At 63.0% G+C, this 17,350-nt stretch carries 14 protein-coding genes; 6 read left to right on the plus strand and 8 right to left on the minus strand.

Going from position 1 to position 17,350, the window contains the following annotated elements; all coding sequences use genetic code 11:
* Positions 1-69 precede the first annotated feature (69 nt).
* The 4 genes from nrfH (at position 70) to Pan216_RS17075 (ending at position 4,313) form a co-directional block, all read left to right on the plus strand.
* A complete protein-coding gene (gene nrfH, locus Pan216_RS17060) occupies positions 70-600 on the plus strand; it encodes a cytochrome c nitrite reductase small subunit (RefSeq protein WP_145259656.1) in 531 nt (176 codons plus the stop codon).
* 85 nt (positions 601-685) lie between these two features.
* Positions 686-2,335: an ammonia-forming cytochrome c nitrite reductase subunit c552 gene (locus Pan216_RS17065; protein ID WP_145264072.1), complete on the plus strand. Its 1,650-nt coding sequence runs from the start codon at positions 686-688 to the stop codon at positions 2,333-2,335.
* Between the two features lie 127 nt (positions 2,336-2,462).
* The gene (locus Pan216_RS17070; RefSeq protein ID WP_419192644.1) at positions 2,463-3,038 is read left to right on the plus strand and encodes a DUF2179 domain-containing protein; all 576 of its coding nucleotides are present in this window, start codon (positions 2,463-2,465) and stop codon (positions 3,036-3,038) included.
* A 354-nt stretch (positions 3,039-3,392) separates the two neighbouring features.
* Positions 3,393-4,313 carry a formate/nitrite transporter family protein gene (locus Pan216_RS17075; protein WP_419192645.1) on the plus strand — a complete coding sequence of 307 codons (921 nt, stop codon included), beginning with the start codon at positions 3,393-3,395 and terminating at the stop codon, positions 4,311-4,313.
* A gap of 269 nt (positions 4,314-4,582) precedes the next feature.
* Here Pan216_RS17075 and Pan216_RS17080 read toward each other — a convergent pair whose 3' ends face one another.
* From Pan216_RS17080 to Pan216_RS17105, 7 genes are all read right to left on the minus strand, one after another.
* On the minus strand, positions 4,583-6,010 hold the full coding sequence (locus Pan216_RS17080) for a mechanosensitive ion channel family protein (RefSeq protein ID WP_145259662.1): 1,428 nt from the start codon (positions 6,008-6,010) through the stop codon (positions 4,583-4,585).
* A gap of 372 nt (positions 6,011-6,382) precedes the next feature.
* On the minus strand, positions 6,383-7,348 hold the full coding sequence (locus Pan216_RS17085) for a hypothetical protein (protein WP_145259664.1): 966 nt from the start codon (positions 7,346-7,348) through the stop codon (positions 6,383-6,385).
* A 239-nt stretch (positions 7,349-7,587) separates the two neighbouring features.
* On the minus strand, positions 7,588-8,037 hold the full coding sequence (locus Pan216_RS17090) for an MgtC/SapB family protein (RefSeq protein WP_419192646.1): 450 nt from the start codon (positions 8,035-8,037) through the stop codon (positions 7,588-7,590).
* A gap of 81 nt (positions 8,038-8,118) precedes the next feature.
* Complete coding sequence (locus Pan216_RS28450; protein ID WP_419192647.1) at positions 8,119-8,757, minus strand: ATP-grasp domain-containing protein; 639 nt, start codon at positions 8,755-8,757, stop codon at positions 8,119-8,121.
* Positions 8,758-8,769: 12 nt separating this feature from the next.
* On the minus strand, positions 8,770-9,165 hold the full coding sequence (locus Pan216_RS28455; RefSeq protein ID WP_419192648.1) for a hypothetical protein: 396 nt from the start codon (positions 9,163-9,165) through the stop codon (positions 8,770-8,772).
* The gene (locus Pan216_RS17100) at positions 9,162-11,093 is read right to left on the minus strand and encodes a flavohemoglobin expression-modulating QEGLA motif protein (RefSeq protein WP_145259668.1); all 1,932 of its coding nucleotides are present in this window, start codon (positions 11,091-11,093) and stop codon (positions 9,162-9,164) included. The genes Pan216_RS28455 and Pan216_RS17100 overlap by 4 nt, the downstream gene beginning before the upstream one ends.
* Positions 11,090-11,872 carry an N-formylglutamate amidohydrolase gene (locus tag Pan216_RS17105; RefSeq protein ID WP_145259671.1) on the minus strand — a complete coding sequence of 261 codons (783 nt, stop codon included), beginning with the start codon at positions 11,870-11,872 and terminating at the stop codon, positions 11,090-11,092. Before Pan216_RS17105 ends, Pan216_RS17100 begins: the two co-directional genes overlap by 4 nt.
* An 819-nt stretch (positions 11,873-12,691) precedes the next feature.
* On the opposite strand from Pan216_RS17105, the gene bioF reads away from it, so the two are divergent.
* The gene (bioF, locus tag Pan216_RS17110; protein ID WP_419192649.1) at positions 12,692-13,861 is read left to right on the plus strand and encodes an 8-amino-7-oxononanoate synthase; all 1,170 of its coding nucleotides are present in this window, start codon (positions 12,692-12,694) and stop codon (positions 13,859-13,861) included.
* Positions 13,862-14,139: 278 nt separating this feature from the next.
* Complete coding sequence (locus Pan216_RS17115; protein WP_419192650.1) at positions 14,140-15,123, plus strand: hypothetical protein; 984 nt, start codon at positions 14,140-14,142, stop codon at positions 15,121-15,123.
* 86 nt (positions 15,124-15,209) lie between these two features.
* On the opposite strand, the gene Pan216_RS17120 is transcribed toward Pan216_RS17115, so the two are convergent.
* On the minus strand, positions 15,210-17,279 hold the full coding sequence (locus Pan216_RS17120) for a 3-hydroxyacyl-CoA dehydrogenase NAD-binding domain-containing protein (protein ID WP_419192651.1): 2,070 nt from the start codon (positions 17,277-17,279) through the stop codon (positions 15,210-15,212).
* Positions 17,280-17,350: the final 71 nt, after the last annotated feature.

Consider the following 17,350-nt stretch of genomic DNA (forward strand, 5'->3'; position numbering starts at 1 on the left):
ATCTTGTCGACGAAGAGATATACTCCCCTCGGCGGTAGGCGTTGACGGACTATCTCAAGGGAGTGCTCGATGCCAGGGGAAGGCGACGAGCAAGAGAGCGGGGAACGCACGCACCCGGCGACGGACGAGCAACCGGTCAAGGTCTCGGCGACGAGAGGGACGCTCTCCCTGGTGGTCGCGGTGATGTTTGGGGTGCTCGGCGGTCTCGGGGCGTTCACGTTCGGCTACGGCGAAGGGGCTTCGTACCTCAGCAACGACCCCAACGCGTGCGCCAACTGCCACATCATGCAAGACCAGCTCAACACCTGGGTCAAGTCGAGTCACCACCACGTCGCGACGTGCAACGATTGCCATCTGCCCCACGACCCGATCGGGAAGTGGATCACGAAGATGGACAACGGCTTTTTCCATTCGCTGGCCTTCACCACCGGCGACTTCCATGAGCCGATCCAGATCAAGCCGCGCAACGCCGAAGTGACGCAGCAGGCGTGTCTGTACTGCCATTCGAAATTGGTTAACCACATGTTGCCGACCAAGGACGGGGACCAGACCGCGCGCTGCGTCCACTGTCACCAGTCGGTCGGGCACGCGCAGCGGTAGCGAGCGCGGCGACGCGCACAGTTGAGGAAGGCTTGCGATGAGCGACCACGAGTACCAGGCTCGATTTCGCACGAGATGGGTCCGCATGAAGCGGCGCGGCAACACCCGACTGTTGGTCCTGGCGTTCCTCGCGTCGGCGGGCGCGACGGTCCTAGTCACTTGGGTGCTGGTAACCATCTTCGGCCACAAACAGGAGGCCCGAACTCCCTTCGTGCGCGTGGCGGAGGTCGACGAGATCTCGACCGACCCGGTGCCGTGGGGTAAGAACTGGCCCCATCAGTACGACGGCTGGAAAGCGACCGCAGGCGACAAATTCTACGGCGGCTCCAGCGCGATGCCGCAAAGCAAGCTCGAAACCGATCCCTGGCTCAAACGACTCTACGCGGGTTACGCCTTCAGCATCGACTACCGCGAGGCCCGCGGGCACGCGTACATGCTCTACGACCAGGGCGTGACCGAACGGGTGACCAAGAAGGCGCAAGCCGGGGCGTGTCTGCACTGCCACGGATCGACCACGGTGCTCTACCGCAAGGTCGGGCTCGAGGCGATGGACGAGCCGAGCGATCCCGAGGCGCTCGCGGCGGATTTCAACATGCCCGCTGTCCAGCGCGGCTTCGAAGAGCTAAGCCAGAAGCCCTACCAAGAGGTTCTCGCGCTGCTCAAGTCGGTGCCTGACGGAACGCCCGACGATCCGGAGACGGTCTTCCCGGAAGCGCCCGCGGGTGGCTTCAACGGGGAGTTCGCCGGCAAACCGGTTCCCGAGAACCACCCCTCGATGGGCGAGGCCCACCCGGTGACGTGTATCGACTGTCACGACCCCCAGACGATGGCGATTCGCGTCACTCGGCCGGGGTTCATGCAAGGGATCGCGGCGCTCGCGGAGAGCGACGACCCGGTGCCGCATCTGCCCAGCATCACCCGCTGGCGCAAGAGTGGTCGCAAGACGAAATACGACCCGAACGTCGACGCGTCGCGGCAGGAGATGAGAACCTTCGTCTGTGCCCAGTGCCACGTCGAGTACTACTGCGCCAACAAGATGACCCTCACCTTCCCCTGGGGCAACGGCTTGAAGATGGAGGATCTCGAGTCGTTTTGGGACGAGACGACCTTCCCCGATGGAACTGAGTTCTTCGACTACATCCATGGGGAGACCGGGGCGCCGGTCTACAAGGTCCAACATCCCGAGTTTGAACTCTGGAGCCAGGGCGTTCACGCTCGGGCGGGCGTGAGCTGCGCCGATTGCCACATGCCCTACGAGCGCGTCGGGGCGATGAAGCTGAGCAACCACAACGTCCAAAGTCCGATGCTCAACATCAACAACGCGTGTCAGACCTGCCATCACGTTCCCGAGCAGGAGCTTCGCGACCGAGTCGCGACGATCCAGGACCGGACGCGGTCGCTGCTCGAGCGGGCGGCGGGGGCGATGACGAGCATGCTCGACGCCATTATGGAGGCGAAGGCGGCCGGGGTGACCGACGAGCAGTTGGCGAACGTGTTTGAGCTCCAGCGTAAAGCGATGTGGCGACTCGACTACGTCAGCAGTGAGAATTCGAAGGGATTTCACGCCGCTCAGGAGGCCGCGCGGATCTTGGGCGAATCGATTGACTACAGCCGGCAAGCCGAGGCGCTCGCCCTGCGCTTGCGGGGTCCGAAGGCTCCGTCGACGAAGGACTTGCCCACCAAGCCGATCGAAGGGGTCTCCGATCGCGCCGCCAAGGCCGCCTCCTCGAAGTAGTCGCGCGGGTCGACCGCGAGACGCCTCCCCCTGGTTCTTCTATCACGCCCGAAGGGAACAGGGGGAGGCGTCGTGCCCGTTCTCCCTCCCCATGTGAATCAATCAATGGATTGCGCGTCTGGACTTGATGATGGAGTTTCTCGCTACCCTTCCGCCATGGCAAATCGGACTGCTCATCTTCGGCATTCGAATCATTGATGTCTCGCTGGGAACACTGCGAACGATCTTCGTGGTACAAGGACGGCTCGCCATTTCAGTCGTCTTGGGGTTCTTTGAGGTGCTGGTTTGGATCGTTGCGTTGTCGCAAGTGATCATCGGCGTCTCGGATAGCCCCCTTCTGGTCCTGGCCTACGCGGGCGGGTTCGCGGCAGGCAACGCGGCCGGGATCGGTATGGAGCGACTCCTGGCGCTCGGCTTTGTCGTTGTTCGCATCATCTCCGAGAAGGCCGGCCCCGAGATCGCCGAGACGCTGCGCCGTTCGGGTTTTCGCGCCACCATGGTCGAAGGGCACGATCGCGTCGGACCGGTGATGCTCATCTACTCGACCTGTCAACGGCGACGACTCTCGAAGCTCTTGGCGATCGTCGATCAGGTCGAGCCGAACGTCTTCTTCTCGGTCGAACCGGTGCACCAGCACAACGAGCCGCTGACCCAGACACTCCCCTACCCGACCGGATGGGCCGCCCTGTTCAAGAAGAAGTGACGAGCGATATGGGCGGATTGCTGGGCCTGAGCCGGAGTCTTTGCACCTACCAAACGAACGGTGGTTCGTCGTTCCCATCGCTTCCCCTTGTCCAAGGGGGGATAAAAGAGGCTTTCCCTTGGACAAAGAGGGACGGAAGAGACGAGACGCCCACGGAGGATGTGGGGCGCCGACACCACGTCATCGACTCTCAACTCACCTCCCTTTCGCGTCGTTCGTCACCGCCTGCATCGTATCGTTCGACCGCTTGCTAGAATGGGGTGCCCCGATCCCTCTCGACGCATCGGCATGGATCCGATCAGGAGGGCGCGGGTCCACGGGGAGCCGTTTCTCCCCACCAGGAGCACCGACCAAGTGAGCGGCGAAGCAGACCACGAGATCCTCCTTCCCGACGGCCAGCCCGCCGAGGACAGCAAACCCTCGACGGAGCGATCCAAGGAACGCAAGGCCGAGGATCGCTCCTTTACCCCGGTCATCGTCAAACGGATCGACGAGATCCGCCGACATCCCGATGACGTCCTCGAACGAACGATTCACGAGGGAGTCGAACAACTCGGCCGCCCCCTGCTCTCGCTGGTGCTCTCCTCCGTCGCGGCGGGGTTGATCCTGGGGTTCACCGTCATGGCGGTCGCGGTCGTCACCTTGGCGGTCGCGGGCGTCGAGAACGACTTCGTCCGGCGGATCGCGACGGCCGCCGCCTATCCGCTCGGCTTCATCATCTGCATCGTCAGCGGTACGGAACTCTTCACCGAACACACCGCGACGGCGGTCTATCCGGTCCTCGATCGACGAGCGTCTCTCCAACAATTGGCCCGTCTCTGGGTCGTCGTCTTTGTCGGCAATCTCCTCGGAGCCTTTGCCAGCGCGTGCTTGCTTCAAGCCGCCGAGGGCACCATTCACGCGAATGAGGGCTACGCCATCCTCGCCCAACAGCTCGTCTCGATCGACACGACGACCATGATCTTCAGCGCGGTATTGGGCGGTTGGCTCATGGCCCAAGGAGCCTGGCTCATCGCCGCCGTCGGGAGCGGCACCGGCCAGCTTCTGGCGATCTACATCGTCACCTTCGTCATCGGATTGGGGCATCTTCACCACAGCATCGCGGGGTCTGCCGAGGTCTTCGCCGCCGTGCTCGGTCGGGCTCCGATCGGTTGGGAGCAAGTCGTTCACTTCATCGTCATGGCCGTGATCGGCAACACGATCGGCGGGAGTCTGTTCGTCGCGCTGCTCAACTACGGCCACATCCGCACGACCAGGGAATCGACCGGGCGCTAGCAGTCCGTTGACTCACCCTCTGTCGTCCCTTCGGGACTCTAATCGGTTCCCGCCCGAGACCTGGGGCTTGCGCCGCCAGGCTATATTCGGCCGCCGCGTTGCGGCTTCGGAGATCGCATGACACCATCTTCATCCGAAAGCCACCGTTGCCCTCTCCGTCACCAAGTATCGTCGGGTGGGTCTCGACCCGCCATCGTCGTCGTTCGCCAATGGCAGGCAATGGACTGCCCTACGAGGCTGCCCTATCGAGGCCTTCATTCGACGGACTGCTAGCTATCGAGGAGGTTGGTCCCTTCCTCGGGCTGCCGTGAGTGCTCGACCTGGGTGCGCATCTGCGTCTGCTCGCTGCCGAGGTCGCCCTCACCGGTGGTCGCGATCTCGTCCGACTCCGCGACCGGTTCGTTTTTCTCGCCGTGCCCATCGTGAACCACCTCCTCGGCATGCCTCTCGGAAACCATCCGTACCGGCACGCCGTCGGGGAAGACGATCTCGCGCTCCTCGTCGGCCAGGGCGATCCCCTGTCGAACAAAGGCGTTCTTCACGCGGCGGATGACCGAGGAGAGAACCTTGGGGGGAGCGTAGGTCGTCGAATCGATCCAAAAGTAGACGCGCAGCCCCACCGCGGCACTGCCAAGACTCTCCGCCAGGATCATCGGCGCCGGCTCGTCGACGACCGCCTCGTGACCCCGGAGAGCCTCGATCGCCACCTCCTGGGCCCGGTTGATCGGCACGTCGTAGCCAAGCGCGAGCGTGAAATCGAGCCGGGAACGCGAGTTGGCCGACAGGTTGAGAATGACGTTCTTGTAAATCGTCGCGTTGGGGATCTGAATGTAGGTCCCGTCGAAAGCCATCAGCAGGGTTCCGCGAACGGTCACCTTCTCGACGATGCCGAGGTGGTCGTTGATCTTGATGAGGTCGCCGACACGGAAGGGGTTCTGGACGCTGATCAAGAGACTCGCGAGGAAGTTCTCCGCGATGTCCCGAAACGCGATGCCAATCACCAAGCCCGCGACTCCCGTGCCCCCGAGGACCGTCAGCGCCAGCCGGGTCAGGCCCGCCACGTGCAGAACGACGTAAAGACCAATCAGGAAAACGGGGATGCCGATCGCTCGCGCCAGCACATCGCTGAGCAAGCGGTTGGACATCCGGCGTCGCAAAACAACGCGGGCCAGGGTCGTGGTCGCTCGGGTGGCGACGACCGACAGCACGAGGATCAACACTCCGGCGATGACGAGCGGAATCGACTGCACGGCGCCGCGCCACAAGCTGCGGAGCTGATCGAACGCGGGGGTGAAGTCCCAGATCGGCCGAGGAACGACCTCGACCCGATTGACCACCGCGGTCACTCCTTCGGTTTTCTGTGCCAGCGACGTCGCCCACTGCTTGTACTGGTCCCGGCTCGTCGATCCTTGAAGGAAGACCACCCCGCTGTCGACATTCACCTCCGGCCGATTGAACCAACCGGTCGCATCGAGGATGCGAAGCAACCGCGCGGAGATGTCGGGATCCTCCGCCGACGCCTCGACGTCGACGCGACCCAGCGCGACACCTTCGCCGTCGACCGCCTCCTTGCCCGGCGTTTTCTCCGAAGTCGGCGTCTCGGTCGGATTCTCTTGGGCCATGACGAGAGCGGGCGTGAGCAAACCGCCCCCTAGAACGATCAGCCCCAACGCGATCCACGTCCACACGTTCGACACGATTTCCGCCCTCGCCCTTGTTCCCAGCAGCCCGCCACGATCTCCCCGTCACCTTAGCGTCGTGGGGTGAGGACGCAACGGAGACTCGGTACGAGGATTGGGCTTCCGCGCACGCAAACGTGAGTCGTGTTAGGCGTAGGAGACCCACGCTCGTCGTGGACATGCGGGCAACGCCTTTGATTCGGCAAGCATCCGCCCGATCAGGGATGAAGTTTCACGTTGCGAACTTGCCAAACAGGACACGAGTGCACCGTCAAACGTCCAGTCTCGGGTTGCCGACGACGCAACGCGTTCGCACTGGCTGACAAGCAGCCAGTGGCACCCGAACGCCAGGTCTCGACTTGGCACCCGAACATTTGGTTTCGACGAAGCCTAGTTCGTCGTTGGGAGCGACGCCTCGAGGGCGGGGGCTTCGTCCACCTTGAGGTCGACGATCACGTGAGGTTCGTAGGTCGCGGTACTGGAAACGCCCGCTTTGGCCGCCAGGTCGGACGTGATGGAGAGTTCACCGGGATCGGACGACTCGAGCGACAGGGAGATGCGTTGGTCGTGGCAGGCTCCCGCGGGAATGATGAAGTCAGGCCGAGGCCAGCAACGAACGCCGTAGGGAGCCCGCTCGATCTCGCGCATCTGACGACGCGAGAGGGACTTCTTCGGAGTGACGCACTCATGGCGGTGCCGGAATCCCATCGCCTCGAGCCCCAGACGGCGAACGAGCCATTCCTTGTTCTCGCAGCGATGGATCTGGGCGCGATTTCGGACGACGCGTTTGGCGATGTGATTGGTCGCGGCCTTGCCAAAGAGGATCAGCGGGTAGCGCAGCCTGCCGGTGGTGGCGTCGATGTCCGAGAGGGCATGAATGCAGTCGCTGACGTTGTTGCGAATTCCCAAGAGAGGATCGATGCACTGATACTTGATCGTGCCGCCCTCGAGGATGGTGAGGCGGCGGATAACTCGGCAGAACTGCCGGTGGCGGATCTCATAGGGCCCCCAAAAGTCGGTGCTCATGCAATTCGACTCGGCCCACGCGAAGGTCTCGAAGAGCCCCAAGTTGGCACCCGGCTCCGGCCACATCCGCAACACCTTGATCTTCAGGTCCGCCGGCATCCAACTGATCGTGTAAGCCTCGAGACGACACTGCGACGGATCGGCCAAGTCCCCCGAGGCCCGAAAGACCGTCCCGTAGGTATGGGTGTGCTTCGCCCGTTTGGGATCGGACTCGGAACCGAAGAGGATCAGGTAGTAGCGATCCCCCGCTTGGGCCGAAGGGGCGAGAACGAACAACGCGAGCAAGGCCCAAAGCCACCAATTGCGAAGGTCGACGCGTCGTTCGTGCATGCCTGGTTCATCCTCATCGCGATCTCTGCAACGCTCTCTCTTCGCCGAATCGGTTCGTCGATCGAAGGGAATCCATCGCGATTGAGTGCTGGGAACCGCACGGCGGGGGGAGGTCCAGGCGCAATCGTCACGAGCGGGAATACCGGATCGCGAGCGAGCAATCCTTCGACCGAATCCTCTGGCTCATCGTCACTGGCTGACGAGCAGCCAGTGGCACCCGATGTCATTGGATCACGCTGCTACACATCCCGATTGCGGCCGCAGAGTCGTTCGATCCAGCCGACGACGAAGAGGACGACGAACGCCCCCATGGTGGTCCCGAGGGCGAGGGGCCACTTGCCGACTCCGACGGCGATGCCAATTCCGGCGGTGAGAAAAATCGACGCCGCGGTGGTGAGGCCCTCGACCCGGTGAGCCCCCTCATGGAAGATCGTGCCCGCGCCGAGCACGCTGATCCCGACGATGATCGCTTGCATGACGCGAATGGGATCGGAGTTGACGAAGTCCTCCCCCTGTTCCTTGAACTCCGCGATGACGGGACTTCCGAGGACCAACAACAGTGCCGAGCCGGCACCGACCAGGATGTGGGTTCGCAACCCGGCCGGTTTGTCGCGGATTTCTCGTTCAAGTCCGACGATCGCCCCGAGACCCGCCGCCAACGCCACTCGTCCGAATTCGCTCCACTCCATGGCGCCTCTCCAAAACATCGTCGAAGGAACCAGCGTCGACCGCCGCACGGGATCGCGTCGACTCGTTCCCCACTCTACTGGCTACAGCGTCGCCATGTCGATGTTGTTGAAGTTTCGCTTGTAGTAGCCCATGTACTCGACTTTGCGTTCGAGGGCGACGATGACCGCCTCGGCGAAGTTGACTCCCTCGAACTGGCGGGCGCTGCCAAGGCCGCCGGGGCTGAAGACGTTGATCTCCATCAGTTTGCTCCCGACAATGTCGAGACCGACGAAGAACATCCCATCCTCGACGAGCTTCGGGCGGACGATCTCGGCGATGTGCAGCGCGACATCGTCGACGACCGCCTTGGCCTTTTCGCCCCCGGCGTGAATGTTGCTGCGGATGTCATCGCCCGAACGAAGTCGGCGGAACGCGGCGTAGCGACCCTTAAAGCGCAGCGGCTGGCCGTTCATCATGAAGAGGCGCATGTCCCCCTCGGCGGCCGCCTCCAGGTACTCCTGGGCGACGACGTAGCCGTCACGGCTGACTGCCTCGATCATCTGATTGAGGTTGCCGAGATTCTCCGCGTCGACGAGGAAGACCCCCTGGCCGCCCGACCCTTGCAACGGTTTGATGACGATCCTTCCCCCCTGCTCCTTCGCGAAATCCCTAATCTCGGACCGATCGCGGGTGATCAAGGTCGCGGGGCGAACCTCCTCGGGGAAGAGCTGAAAGTACATCTTGTTGATCGCTTAGGCGAGTCGATCGGGGTCGTTGAGGACGATGACACCACGACGCATCGCGGCCCGTCCAAAGTTGATCCCCGCCATCTGGGCCCACGTCCGCTTCCCCTTGTCCTCGGCGGGATCGCTGCGCAGGAGCAGGACGTCGAGGTCATCGACCGAGATCCGTTCGGCGACCCCCTTGGAGCTTCGCAACTCCTCGAGGAAGATCTTGGTCGACTTGAAGTTCGCCTTGCGGACCGTGCGAGCGCGGGCGCGCACCGTATCGTCGGGATCGAAGGCAAGATCGCCCGACCCGATCAGCCAAGGCTCATGCCCACGATTGGCCGCCGCCATCGCGAGCCTGGTGGTCGTGTAGTTGGCGTCCTCGGTGGCGATGTCGTTGACGACGAAACCGATTTTCATGCTGAGGGCCCCATCACTAAGTCGAGCGCGCTCAAGCCGTGGCGCGTCCGTTCGATCCGTTCCCCCACTCCCTTCATCTCGAAGTAGCGAGGCCGCAACACGGGCGGATCGAGGACGTTTCGGTGAAGCAGCTCCTTGATCAGTGGAATATGATCGGCGGCGATCTTTCCGACGAAGAGGGGCTCGAACTCCCCCCCGTTGCGGAGGTACTCGAGGATCTCCATCAGTCCCCGCAAGTAGACCGCATCCTTGGTCAAGCCTCCGCCGCGGTACGTGCGCATCGTGATCGTGTAGGCGCTGCGCTGCGAGAAGGCGTGTTCCCGGTCAAGGCAGCGAAAGGTTTCGATGAAGCTGGCGCCGTCGATCATCATGCGAGCCGCGAGCACCCGGGCGGCGAGGATGCGCATCCGCGCCCGGCTAAGGCCCCCGACGAGATACTCCGTCAGCACCGCCAACCCTTCCTGCAACGCGTCGTAGCCCGCGAAGCCGGAGTGGAGTTGCCGAAACGGTTCCATCAGGCCGTTGTAGTGCGTCAACAAATGCGTGCCGACTTCGTGCTGTAGCAGGGCCTCGACCCGGCCGGCGGGGACCGTCACTTGATGACCGATGAGCAGATCGCCGCCCGAGCAGAGGAGGCCCGAGAAGAGATCCTCGCGAACTTGGACCTCGGCGACAAACGACGGCATTCGCGCACGGTAGAAGGCGACCTCCTTCTCCGCTCGCTCGGCGAACTCCTTCGCGTTGAGCTTCCCCCCGCGCAAGTCCTGACGGGTGGGAACATGCTCGAGCAGCGAGGCGGCGACCTCCAGGAGATCGGACTCGACATCGCCGTAGACTTGCCGGCTCCCGAGAAGAAAACGCGGCGTGCCGATATCCGAGAGCATCGTGATCTTGCGATCAAGCTCGTCCTGGCGCTGACGGAAGAGCTCCGAGAGGGTCGGATCCTCGATCTTCTCAATGGGAACGTCGAAGATCTGCCGCTTGAGCATCGTCGGCTCGACGACCAGGGGGCGGTAGTAGAAGCTCGGAGCGTGCTCGAATCGTCCGCGGCGGAACTCGCGCCACGCCCCCTCCGCGTTGACCGGCGTCACCTGCAAGATGAAGTCGAACGCCCCGCTGATTTCGGCGAGACGCCGATCGACATCCCAGACCGCTTTGACCATCGCGTTGCGGCCGAGCGAATAGAAGTGCCTGGGCGTCGCCGTGGTGTGTGTCTTGGCGAACGTGAAGAAGCTCTGCTTGAGCGCCCGCCCCATGCCCCGAGTTAGCTCCCGCAGTACTTGGGGAAAGAGTTCGCCCGACTCGTGATCCCGATAGATGGGGCGCACGCAAAGCCCGAGTTGGTGACAGCGTCGCGAGCGTCCCGGATCGGCCTTGAGAAGGTACGTCCGGTCGGAAGGATGCGCCCGGAGCACCGGGTCGAAATGGACCGTGGCTTGCTGTTTGAGCATGCTCACCCGAAGCAGATGACGCCGCAGCGTGTCGACGGTCCGCCGCGGGATATTGGGCCCACGCGCGGAGATGACGAAGTCCGGCTGAAGTTCCGTCGGCACCACGTCATCGCGATCGGCCGCCACCGCGACATCCCGATCGGGCGCCGACCAGATCTCCAGGAGCAGGAAGTCGCCGAAACGCTCTGATAGCGTCTCGACCACGACGGCGATCAAGCGCGCGATCTGGGGATCGGCACGTTTAGGGCCCATCGCGATCAGAAAGGAAGCCTCGCCACAGACGAGTTGGTCGGTCCCCTCATCCCCGCCCCCCGGCGGAACGCGGTAGAGACAAAGAAACGGGAGTTGGCGATCGATGTGCAGCCGTCCGCCATCGCCGAGCGCGCAGCGAACCCGCTTTCCCGCGAGCAGACGCTGCCGCACGTCCTCCAGCAACTCGTCGGTGATCGCCAAACTGGGCGCGACGCGACTCATCATGATCGGGCCAGTTCCTCGAGAACCGCTTCGGTCGTCGCCCCGAGCGCTTGCGTGATCGCGTCGAGCGCCTCGTTGTCCGGTTGTCCGGTCCACTCGTCCATGAAGAACTTCTTGAACTCGATCGAAAGCACGCAGACCGAGTCGGGGAAAGTATCGTGAATCCAACGGGGGAAATGCCCTCCCCGAAACTTCACGTTCTCGCGGACGTCGAGGCGTCGTCCCTCAATCCCAACATCGCTCATCCGAGAGAGGAAACGGTCGACCACGCGCGACCATCGTCCGCGATCCATGGTTCCCGTCCCGAGGTTGACGTCGGGGTTCTGCCTAGGATCGGCGACGGCACGGCCGGGGCCGAGTCGTCGGTGGTTGTAGGTATGTAGATCGTAGACGACGACGCGACGATGCTTCGAGAGCAGCGTGCCGAGGAGTTGCTCAAGGTCGACGTAAAAGGCGTCGTAGAGGGCCAACGTCCCCTCGATCACCTCGGCGGAGGGACGTCGGTTCCAGACGCGAAGCCCCCAGGCGTCGTCCGGGGTGAGGTAGATGCAGCGTTCGCGCGGTCGGTTCAGGTCGAACTCGAAACGCGATTTGAACACGTTGATCCGCGAAGGGGCAATCAGTGTCCACTGATCGGTGAAGGGATCTTCTTCACGCAAACGATCGTCTTCGCTCACCGCCAGGTAGGCAACCACATCTCGGCGAACCGAGTGACCTGAGTGGATGGATGCCGCCACCAAGGGGCCGTCGCTGGAAACGATCGCCCACGAAGCTTGTTCCATCGAACCTCCTTCCAACAAGGTGGAGCGAACCGACCGCCGCCACCGGCGAGGTCCACGAATCGCCGCCCACGGGCGGGCTCCACGCCCTCTAGAGTGCGGCGTATTCTACGTCGCGACGGAGTCCTCACCGCGCGAATTCCGCCCCTATTTTTGAAAGAGATTTCGAGGCCCCGCCCTCTCCTCGTAGGTCAGGCAATGGCCTGACTCGAACGACGGTCGGCGCTCCTCGTAGTGGTTGGTCGATCTCTCGAAATCTGGTTCTCCTCACCTCTCCCACGGGGAGAGGTCGGCGAGCGAAGCGAGACGGGTGAGGGGACGATACGCTCAGAATAAGCAGAAGGCTCGTCGGGGAAAGAGCCCCCTCACCCCTAACCCCTCTCCCACAGGGAGAGGGGAACAAGAGGCTCACTCTCCCACGGGGAGAGGGGAACAAGAGGCTCACTCTCCCACGGGGAGAGGGGAACAAGAGGCTCACTCTCCCACGGGGAGAGGGGAACAAGAGGCTCACTCTCCCACGGGGAGAGGGGAACAAGAGGCTCGCTCTCCCACAGGGAGAGGGGAACAAGAGGCTCACTCTCCCACAGGGAGAGGGGAACAAGAGGCTCACTCTCCCACAGGGAGAGGGGAATTCAAGAGCTCGACACGAACGACGGTCGGTACTCTTCGTAGCCCTCTCAATCGCACAGTCTCGCGGATGGCAGGCAATGGCCTGCCCGACGGGAGTTGCGGTTGGCGATGGCGTGCCGGGAAGCGACGGACGCGCCCCGTGGGACTCCGCTCCCGGTTGCAAACCCGGTGACGGCGGGCTACGAAGAAATCATGATGACACCCCACGAACCCGATTGGCTGGAGGGTGACCTCGAGCGACTCGCGGAGCAATCCCTCAACCGTTCCCGGCACGTCGTCACCGCTCGGCGCCCCGGATTCGTCACCATCGACGGCCGGGAGTACGTCGACTTCGCATCCAACGACTATCTCGGACTCGCGGCCGATCCCCGTGTCGCGGAAGGAGCGGCGAAGCGACTCGAGCGGATCGGCTGGGGGGCGACCGCTTCCCCACTCCTCACCGGGTATCACCAACCCCATCTCGAACTGGAGGAACGCCTCGCCGCATGGACCGGCGCCGAAGCGGTCCTCCTCTTCCCGAGCGGTTTCGGGGGCAACGTCGGCATCCTCTCCGCGATCGCCGGTGCCGAGGATGTCATCTTCTGCGATAAGAGAAACCACGCGAGCCTCGTCGACGGTTGCCGACTCTCCGGGGCTCGACTACGGGTCTATCGGACTGGAGAGCTCGACATACTCGAACAACGGCTGGGCAAGGAGCAAGCCCGGCAACGTTGGATCGTCACCGACAGCGTCTTCAGCATGGACGGCGATGTCGCTCCTCTCGAGCGACTCACCGCGATCGCCGAGCGCCACGACGCCCTGCTCTACCTTGACGAGGCCCACGCCATCGGGGTGTTGGGGACGACCGGAGGCGGCCTGGCCGAGGAACTCGACCTCCGCGGTCGCGTCCCGCTACGGTTCGGCACCTTCGGCAAGGCATTGGGTGGCGTCGGAGGCTTCCTGATGACGACCCGGCGCTGGCGCGATTGGCTCGTCAACCACTGCCGCAGCTACATCTACTCGACAGCGTTGGCTCCTCCGAACGTGGCCGGCGTGCTGGAAGCGCTCGATCTTCTCGACCGGGAGCCGCAGCGCCGCCGCGCGGTTCTTACCCGGGCCAAGGAGATCCGCGAACGACTCGCGCAACTCGGCTTCGATGTGGAGAAGTCGCGAACGCCGATCGTTCCGGTCCTCGCGGAGAGCTCCGAGAGGGTGCTTCTTTGGGCCGAATGGCTAAGGGAAGATGGGTGCTGGGCGGCGGCGATTCGCCCCCCAACCGTTCCGAATGGCACAGCCCGCATAAGGCTCAGTATCAGCGCCGCGCACGATCAGATAGCAATCGAGAGACTTTTTGCGGCATTTGGCAAGATCCATTGTCGCTAGATCTTGTTTCCTTAGCAATGCGCAGGACTCGTTGTAACGGTCAGGGGGACTGGGAAGGCTTCCAGGGAGAAGGTTCGCGGAGGGTCCATTGGATCCAGTCGTCCCGCAAAGCTTCCACACCTCCCACAGGCTTCCCAAAGCCCAAAAGAGGCTTTATTTTGCCCAACAAATTCTTCTTGCCCAATTTACGCGAATGTTTATACTCCGCACTGATGCCACGACACAGTGAGCGGTTTACCGGGTACGTCACAACTCCCCAATTGGAAGGATCATCTATCATGATGAGAAAGATGGTGACCGGGCTGGCGACGCTAGCGTTGGTCATGGCGGTTGCCGACACGGCGAGCGCCTTCGGGTTCAAGAAGAAGAAGTCGTGTTGCTGCCAGCCCACGACTTGTTGCGAGACGAGCTGCTGCGAGACGACTTGCTGCCAGCCGCAGACCTGCTACCAGGAGGTCGAGAAGACGGTCATGGTGCCCAAGTGGGTCACCGAGACGAAGAAGATCAAGTGCACCGAGAACAAGTGGGAAACCCGCACCAAAGAGGTGACCTGCTACAAGACCGTTTCCGAGAAGCAGGAGCGTTCCTGCGACTACACGGTCATGGTTCCCGAGAAGCGTGTCAAGAAGGTGAAGTACACCGTCTGCAAGCCGGTTTGGGAAGAGAAGAAAGAGACCTACACCGTGATGGTTCCCCACAAGGAGAAGCGCACGGGAACGCGTAAGGTCTGCAAGACCGTCAAGGAAACGGTCATGAAGACCGTCTGCGAAGATCAAGGTCACTGGGAAGAGAAGTGCGAATGCACCCAGGTCTGCGATCCTTGCAACCCCTGCTGCCCCAAGACCAAGTGCTGCACCAAGAAGGTTTGGTGCCCCAAGGTCGTCAAGAAGCAGGTTCCCTGCACCGTCTGCAAGCAGATCATGGTCGACGAGCCTTACGAGTACACCTGCACCGTCTGCAAGCCCGAGAAGCGGACCCGTACCGTCAAGTGCTGCAAGATGGTCAGCGAAGAGAAGACCAAGGATTGCCACTACACCGTCTGCGTGCCGGTCAAGAAGACCCGCAAGTACTACGTGACGGTCTGCAAGCAGGTTCCGTACAAGAAGCAGGTCAACTACAAGGTCTGCGTGCCGGTGACCGTCGAGAAGGAAATCCAGGTCAAGAAGTGCATCATGGTCGAGAAGAAGATCAAGTGCAAAGTGGCCGTTCCGGTCTGCGAGCCCACCTGCGACGGCTGCAGCAGCTGCCAGACCTGTGGCTAAGACCGTCTTCCCTCACGAGGGTTGACTGAAACAGCTACATACCAAGCAACAACGCGAGATGGCCGGCCTTTCGAGGTCGGCCGTTTCTATTTCTTGACCTGCTCCCGGAGCCAGTCGCATGGCTCATAGCGGGGTCGGCTCTCGGCGAGACGGTCCAGCGTCTCGACCACGCTCGACCATCCCAAACTCCAGCCATACTGGAGTGGCCCGCCACGAAAGGGTGGAAAACCGGCCGCGAGAATCATCGTCAGATCAACGTGATCACTTCGCTCGACCACTCCCTCCTCCAGGCAGCGCCCGGCCTCGTTGATGATCGCTAGGGTGAGCCGATCAATGATCTCCTGCTTGGACAAGGTCGACCGCGTCCCCGGCAGCCCCTCCAGCACCTGCTTGGCCTCGTCGCTGAGCGAACGCTCCCTGGAATCGAGGAGCGACGCGACCGGCTTGCCCGCGCCGGTGTCAAGCAGCGACTTCCAGGCCGGCGCCATCGCGAACCGCTCGCCGTAGGCCTCGTGGAACGACGCGAGCACCTTCTCGGCGACGCCCAGCCCGACGAGTTGCGTCAAGCGCAGCGGCCCCATCGGAAAGCCGAAGCGCTTCATCGTCCGATCGAGCATCAAAGGGTCCTTCAGCTCCGTGAGGAGATATCCCGTCTCGTTGAGGTACGGCACGAAGAGCCGATTCGCCAGGAAGCCCGACGTGTCGGTCGTCACCACGGCCGTCTTGCCCACCTTCTCGGCGAGCGCCAATCCCGTCGCCAGCGTCGTGTCACTGGTCGCTTCCGCCGGGACGACCTCCACGAGACGGGTCTTGTCGGGTGGATTGAAGAAGTGCAAGCCCACCGTCCGTTCGGGATGCTCCACGCCTCCCATGACCTCGGCGACGCGAAACGAACTGGTGTTGGTGGCGAGAATGGTCTCCGGCGCGACGAGGGACGAAAGCTTGCCGAGCAACGCTTGCTTGATCGCCAGATCCTCGACGATCGCCTCGATAACCAGGTCGGCATCCACGAGACGCTCGATCGAGTCGCTGATGGTGAGCCGAGGAGCAACATCGCCGGCAAGCCGCCCCCGATTCCGCTCGCTTGCGACCCAACGATCGAACGCCTCTCGGGCACGTTCGAGTTGCGGCTGGGAGACGTCCTGAAGGGTGACGTCATAGCCCGCCTTGACGGCGACGATCGCCAGCTTCGCCCCCATCGTCCCGGCTCCGACGATGCCGATGCGCTCGAGCACCTTGGCCCCGGCGGCGGCGATCCTCCGGCGATGGTCCCGCTTGAGTTCCTCGGTCACGACAAAGAGCCGAATCAACTCGCGCGTCGTCGGCTCCTCCGCGAGGTGCGCGCAGGCGTCGTTCTCGGCCTCGAAGCCGGCATCGCTACTGGCGTGAAAGCCCCTCTGGATCGTCACCACGGCCCAGTGCGGAGCCCGATAGTGCCTTCCTCCACCGGCGTGCGCCACGAACTGGGCGCGAAAGAAGATCAACGGCGTCACGAGGCGACTCTCGAGCAACCGCCGCGACCAGGGCTTCGGCGATCGCGGAGGTGGTTCGCGAAGGAGGGTCTTCGCTCGGTCAAGTAGGTCATCCCCCGAGGAAACCACCGCGTCGGCGAGACCCGCCTTCTTCGCTTGAGCGGGGTTCAGCCGGCGACCGGCGGGGATCATCTCGATGGCCTTGAGCAGTCCGACCCGCTTGGGTAGCCGAACGGTGCCGCCCCAGCCGGGAACGAGGCCGAGCTTGACCTCGGGAAGTCCCAGCAGGGTCTTGGGGTGCTCGTCGGTGAGGAGGTAATCGCATGCGAGGGCGAGTTCGAGCCCTCCACCCAGGCACGGGCCGGAGACCGTGGCGACGGTCGGGAACTGGAGGGATTCGAGTCGAGCGAAGACACGCTGTCCATGGCGTGACATCTCACGCGCGTCCTCCGGACCGGCGAGCGAGCGGATCTCGTCGACATCGGCGCCGACGATGAACGAGTTGGGCTTGCCACTGGAGATCACGAGTCCCGCGGCGTCGCGATCCTCCTCGAGTTCGCCAAGGACCGCGTCGAGTTCGTCGAGGATCGTGCGGGAAAGAGCGTTGGCCGATCGACCCGGAACATCGAGGACGAGATGACGAACGCCATCGGTATCGCGGCGAAGCGTCCAGGAAGAGACCATCGGCTTCCTCCCTTGGAAGATGGATAGGTGTCTCTTCCCCCTAATACGAAAACGGCCGGCTTGATGGGAAT

The sequence above is a fragment of the Kolteria novifilia genome (genome assembly GCA_007748055.1).
Classification (GTDB): domain Bacteria; phylum Planctomycetota; class Planctomycetia; order Kolteriales; family Kolteriaceae; genus Kolteria; species Kolteria novifilia.

Coding starts and splice junctions, on each gene's coding strand:
- nrfH (WP_145259656.1), top strand. CDS start 70: ATGCCAGGGGAAGGCGACGAGCAAGAGAGCGGGGAACGCACGCACCCG.
- Pan216_RS17065 (WP_145264072.1), top strand. CDS start 686: ATGAAGCGGCGCGGCAACACCCGACTGTTGGTCCTGGCGTTCCTCGCG.
- Pan216_RS17070 (WP_419192644.1), top strand. CDS start 2,463: ATGATGGAGTTTCTCGCTACCCTTCCGCCATGGCAAATCGGACTGCTC.
- Pan216_RS17085 (WP_145259664.1), bottom strand. CDS start 7,348: ATGCACGAACGACGCGTCGACCTTCGCAATTGGTGGCTTTGGGCCTTG.
- Pan216_RS17090 (WP_419192646.1), bottom strand. CDS start 8,037: ATGGAGTGGAGCGAATTCGGACGAGTGGCGTTGGCGGCGGGTCTCGGG.
- Pan216_RS28450 (WP_419192647.1), bottom strand. CDS start 8,757: ATGTACTTTCAGCTCTTCCCCGAGGAGGTTCGCCCCGCGACCTTGATC.
- Pan216_RS28455 (WP_419192648.1), bottom strand. CDS start 9,165: ATGAAAATCGGTTTCGTCGTCAACGACATCGCCACCGAGGACGCCAAC.
- Pan216_RS17100 (WP_145259668.1), bottom strand. CDS start 11,093: ATGATGAGTCGCGTCGCGCCCAGTTTGGCGATCACCGACGAGTTGCTG.
- Pan216_RS17105 (WP_145259671.1), bottom strand. CDS start 11,872: ATGGAACAAGCTTCGTGGGCGATCGTTTCCAGCGACGGCCCCTTGGTG.
- bioF (WP_419192649.1), top strand. CDS start 12,692: ATGATGACACCCCACGAACCCGATTGGCTGGAGGGTGACCTCGAGCGA.
- Pan216_RS17115 (WP_419192650.1), top strand. CDS start 14,140: ATGATGAGAAAGATGGTGACCGGGCTGGCGACGCTAGCGTTGGTCATG.
- Pan216_RS17120 (WP_419192651.1), bottom strand. CDS start 17,279: ATGGTCTCTTCCTGGACGCTTCGCCGCGATACCGATGGCGTTCGTCAT.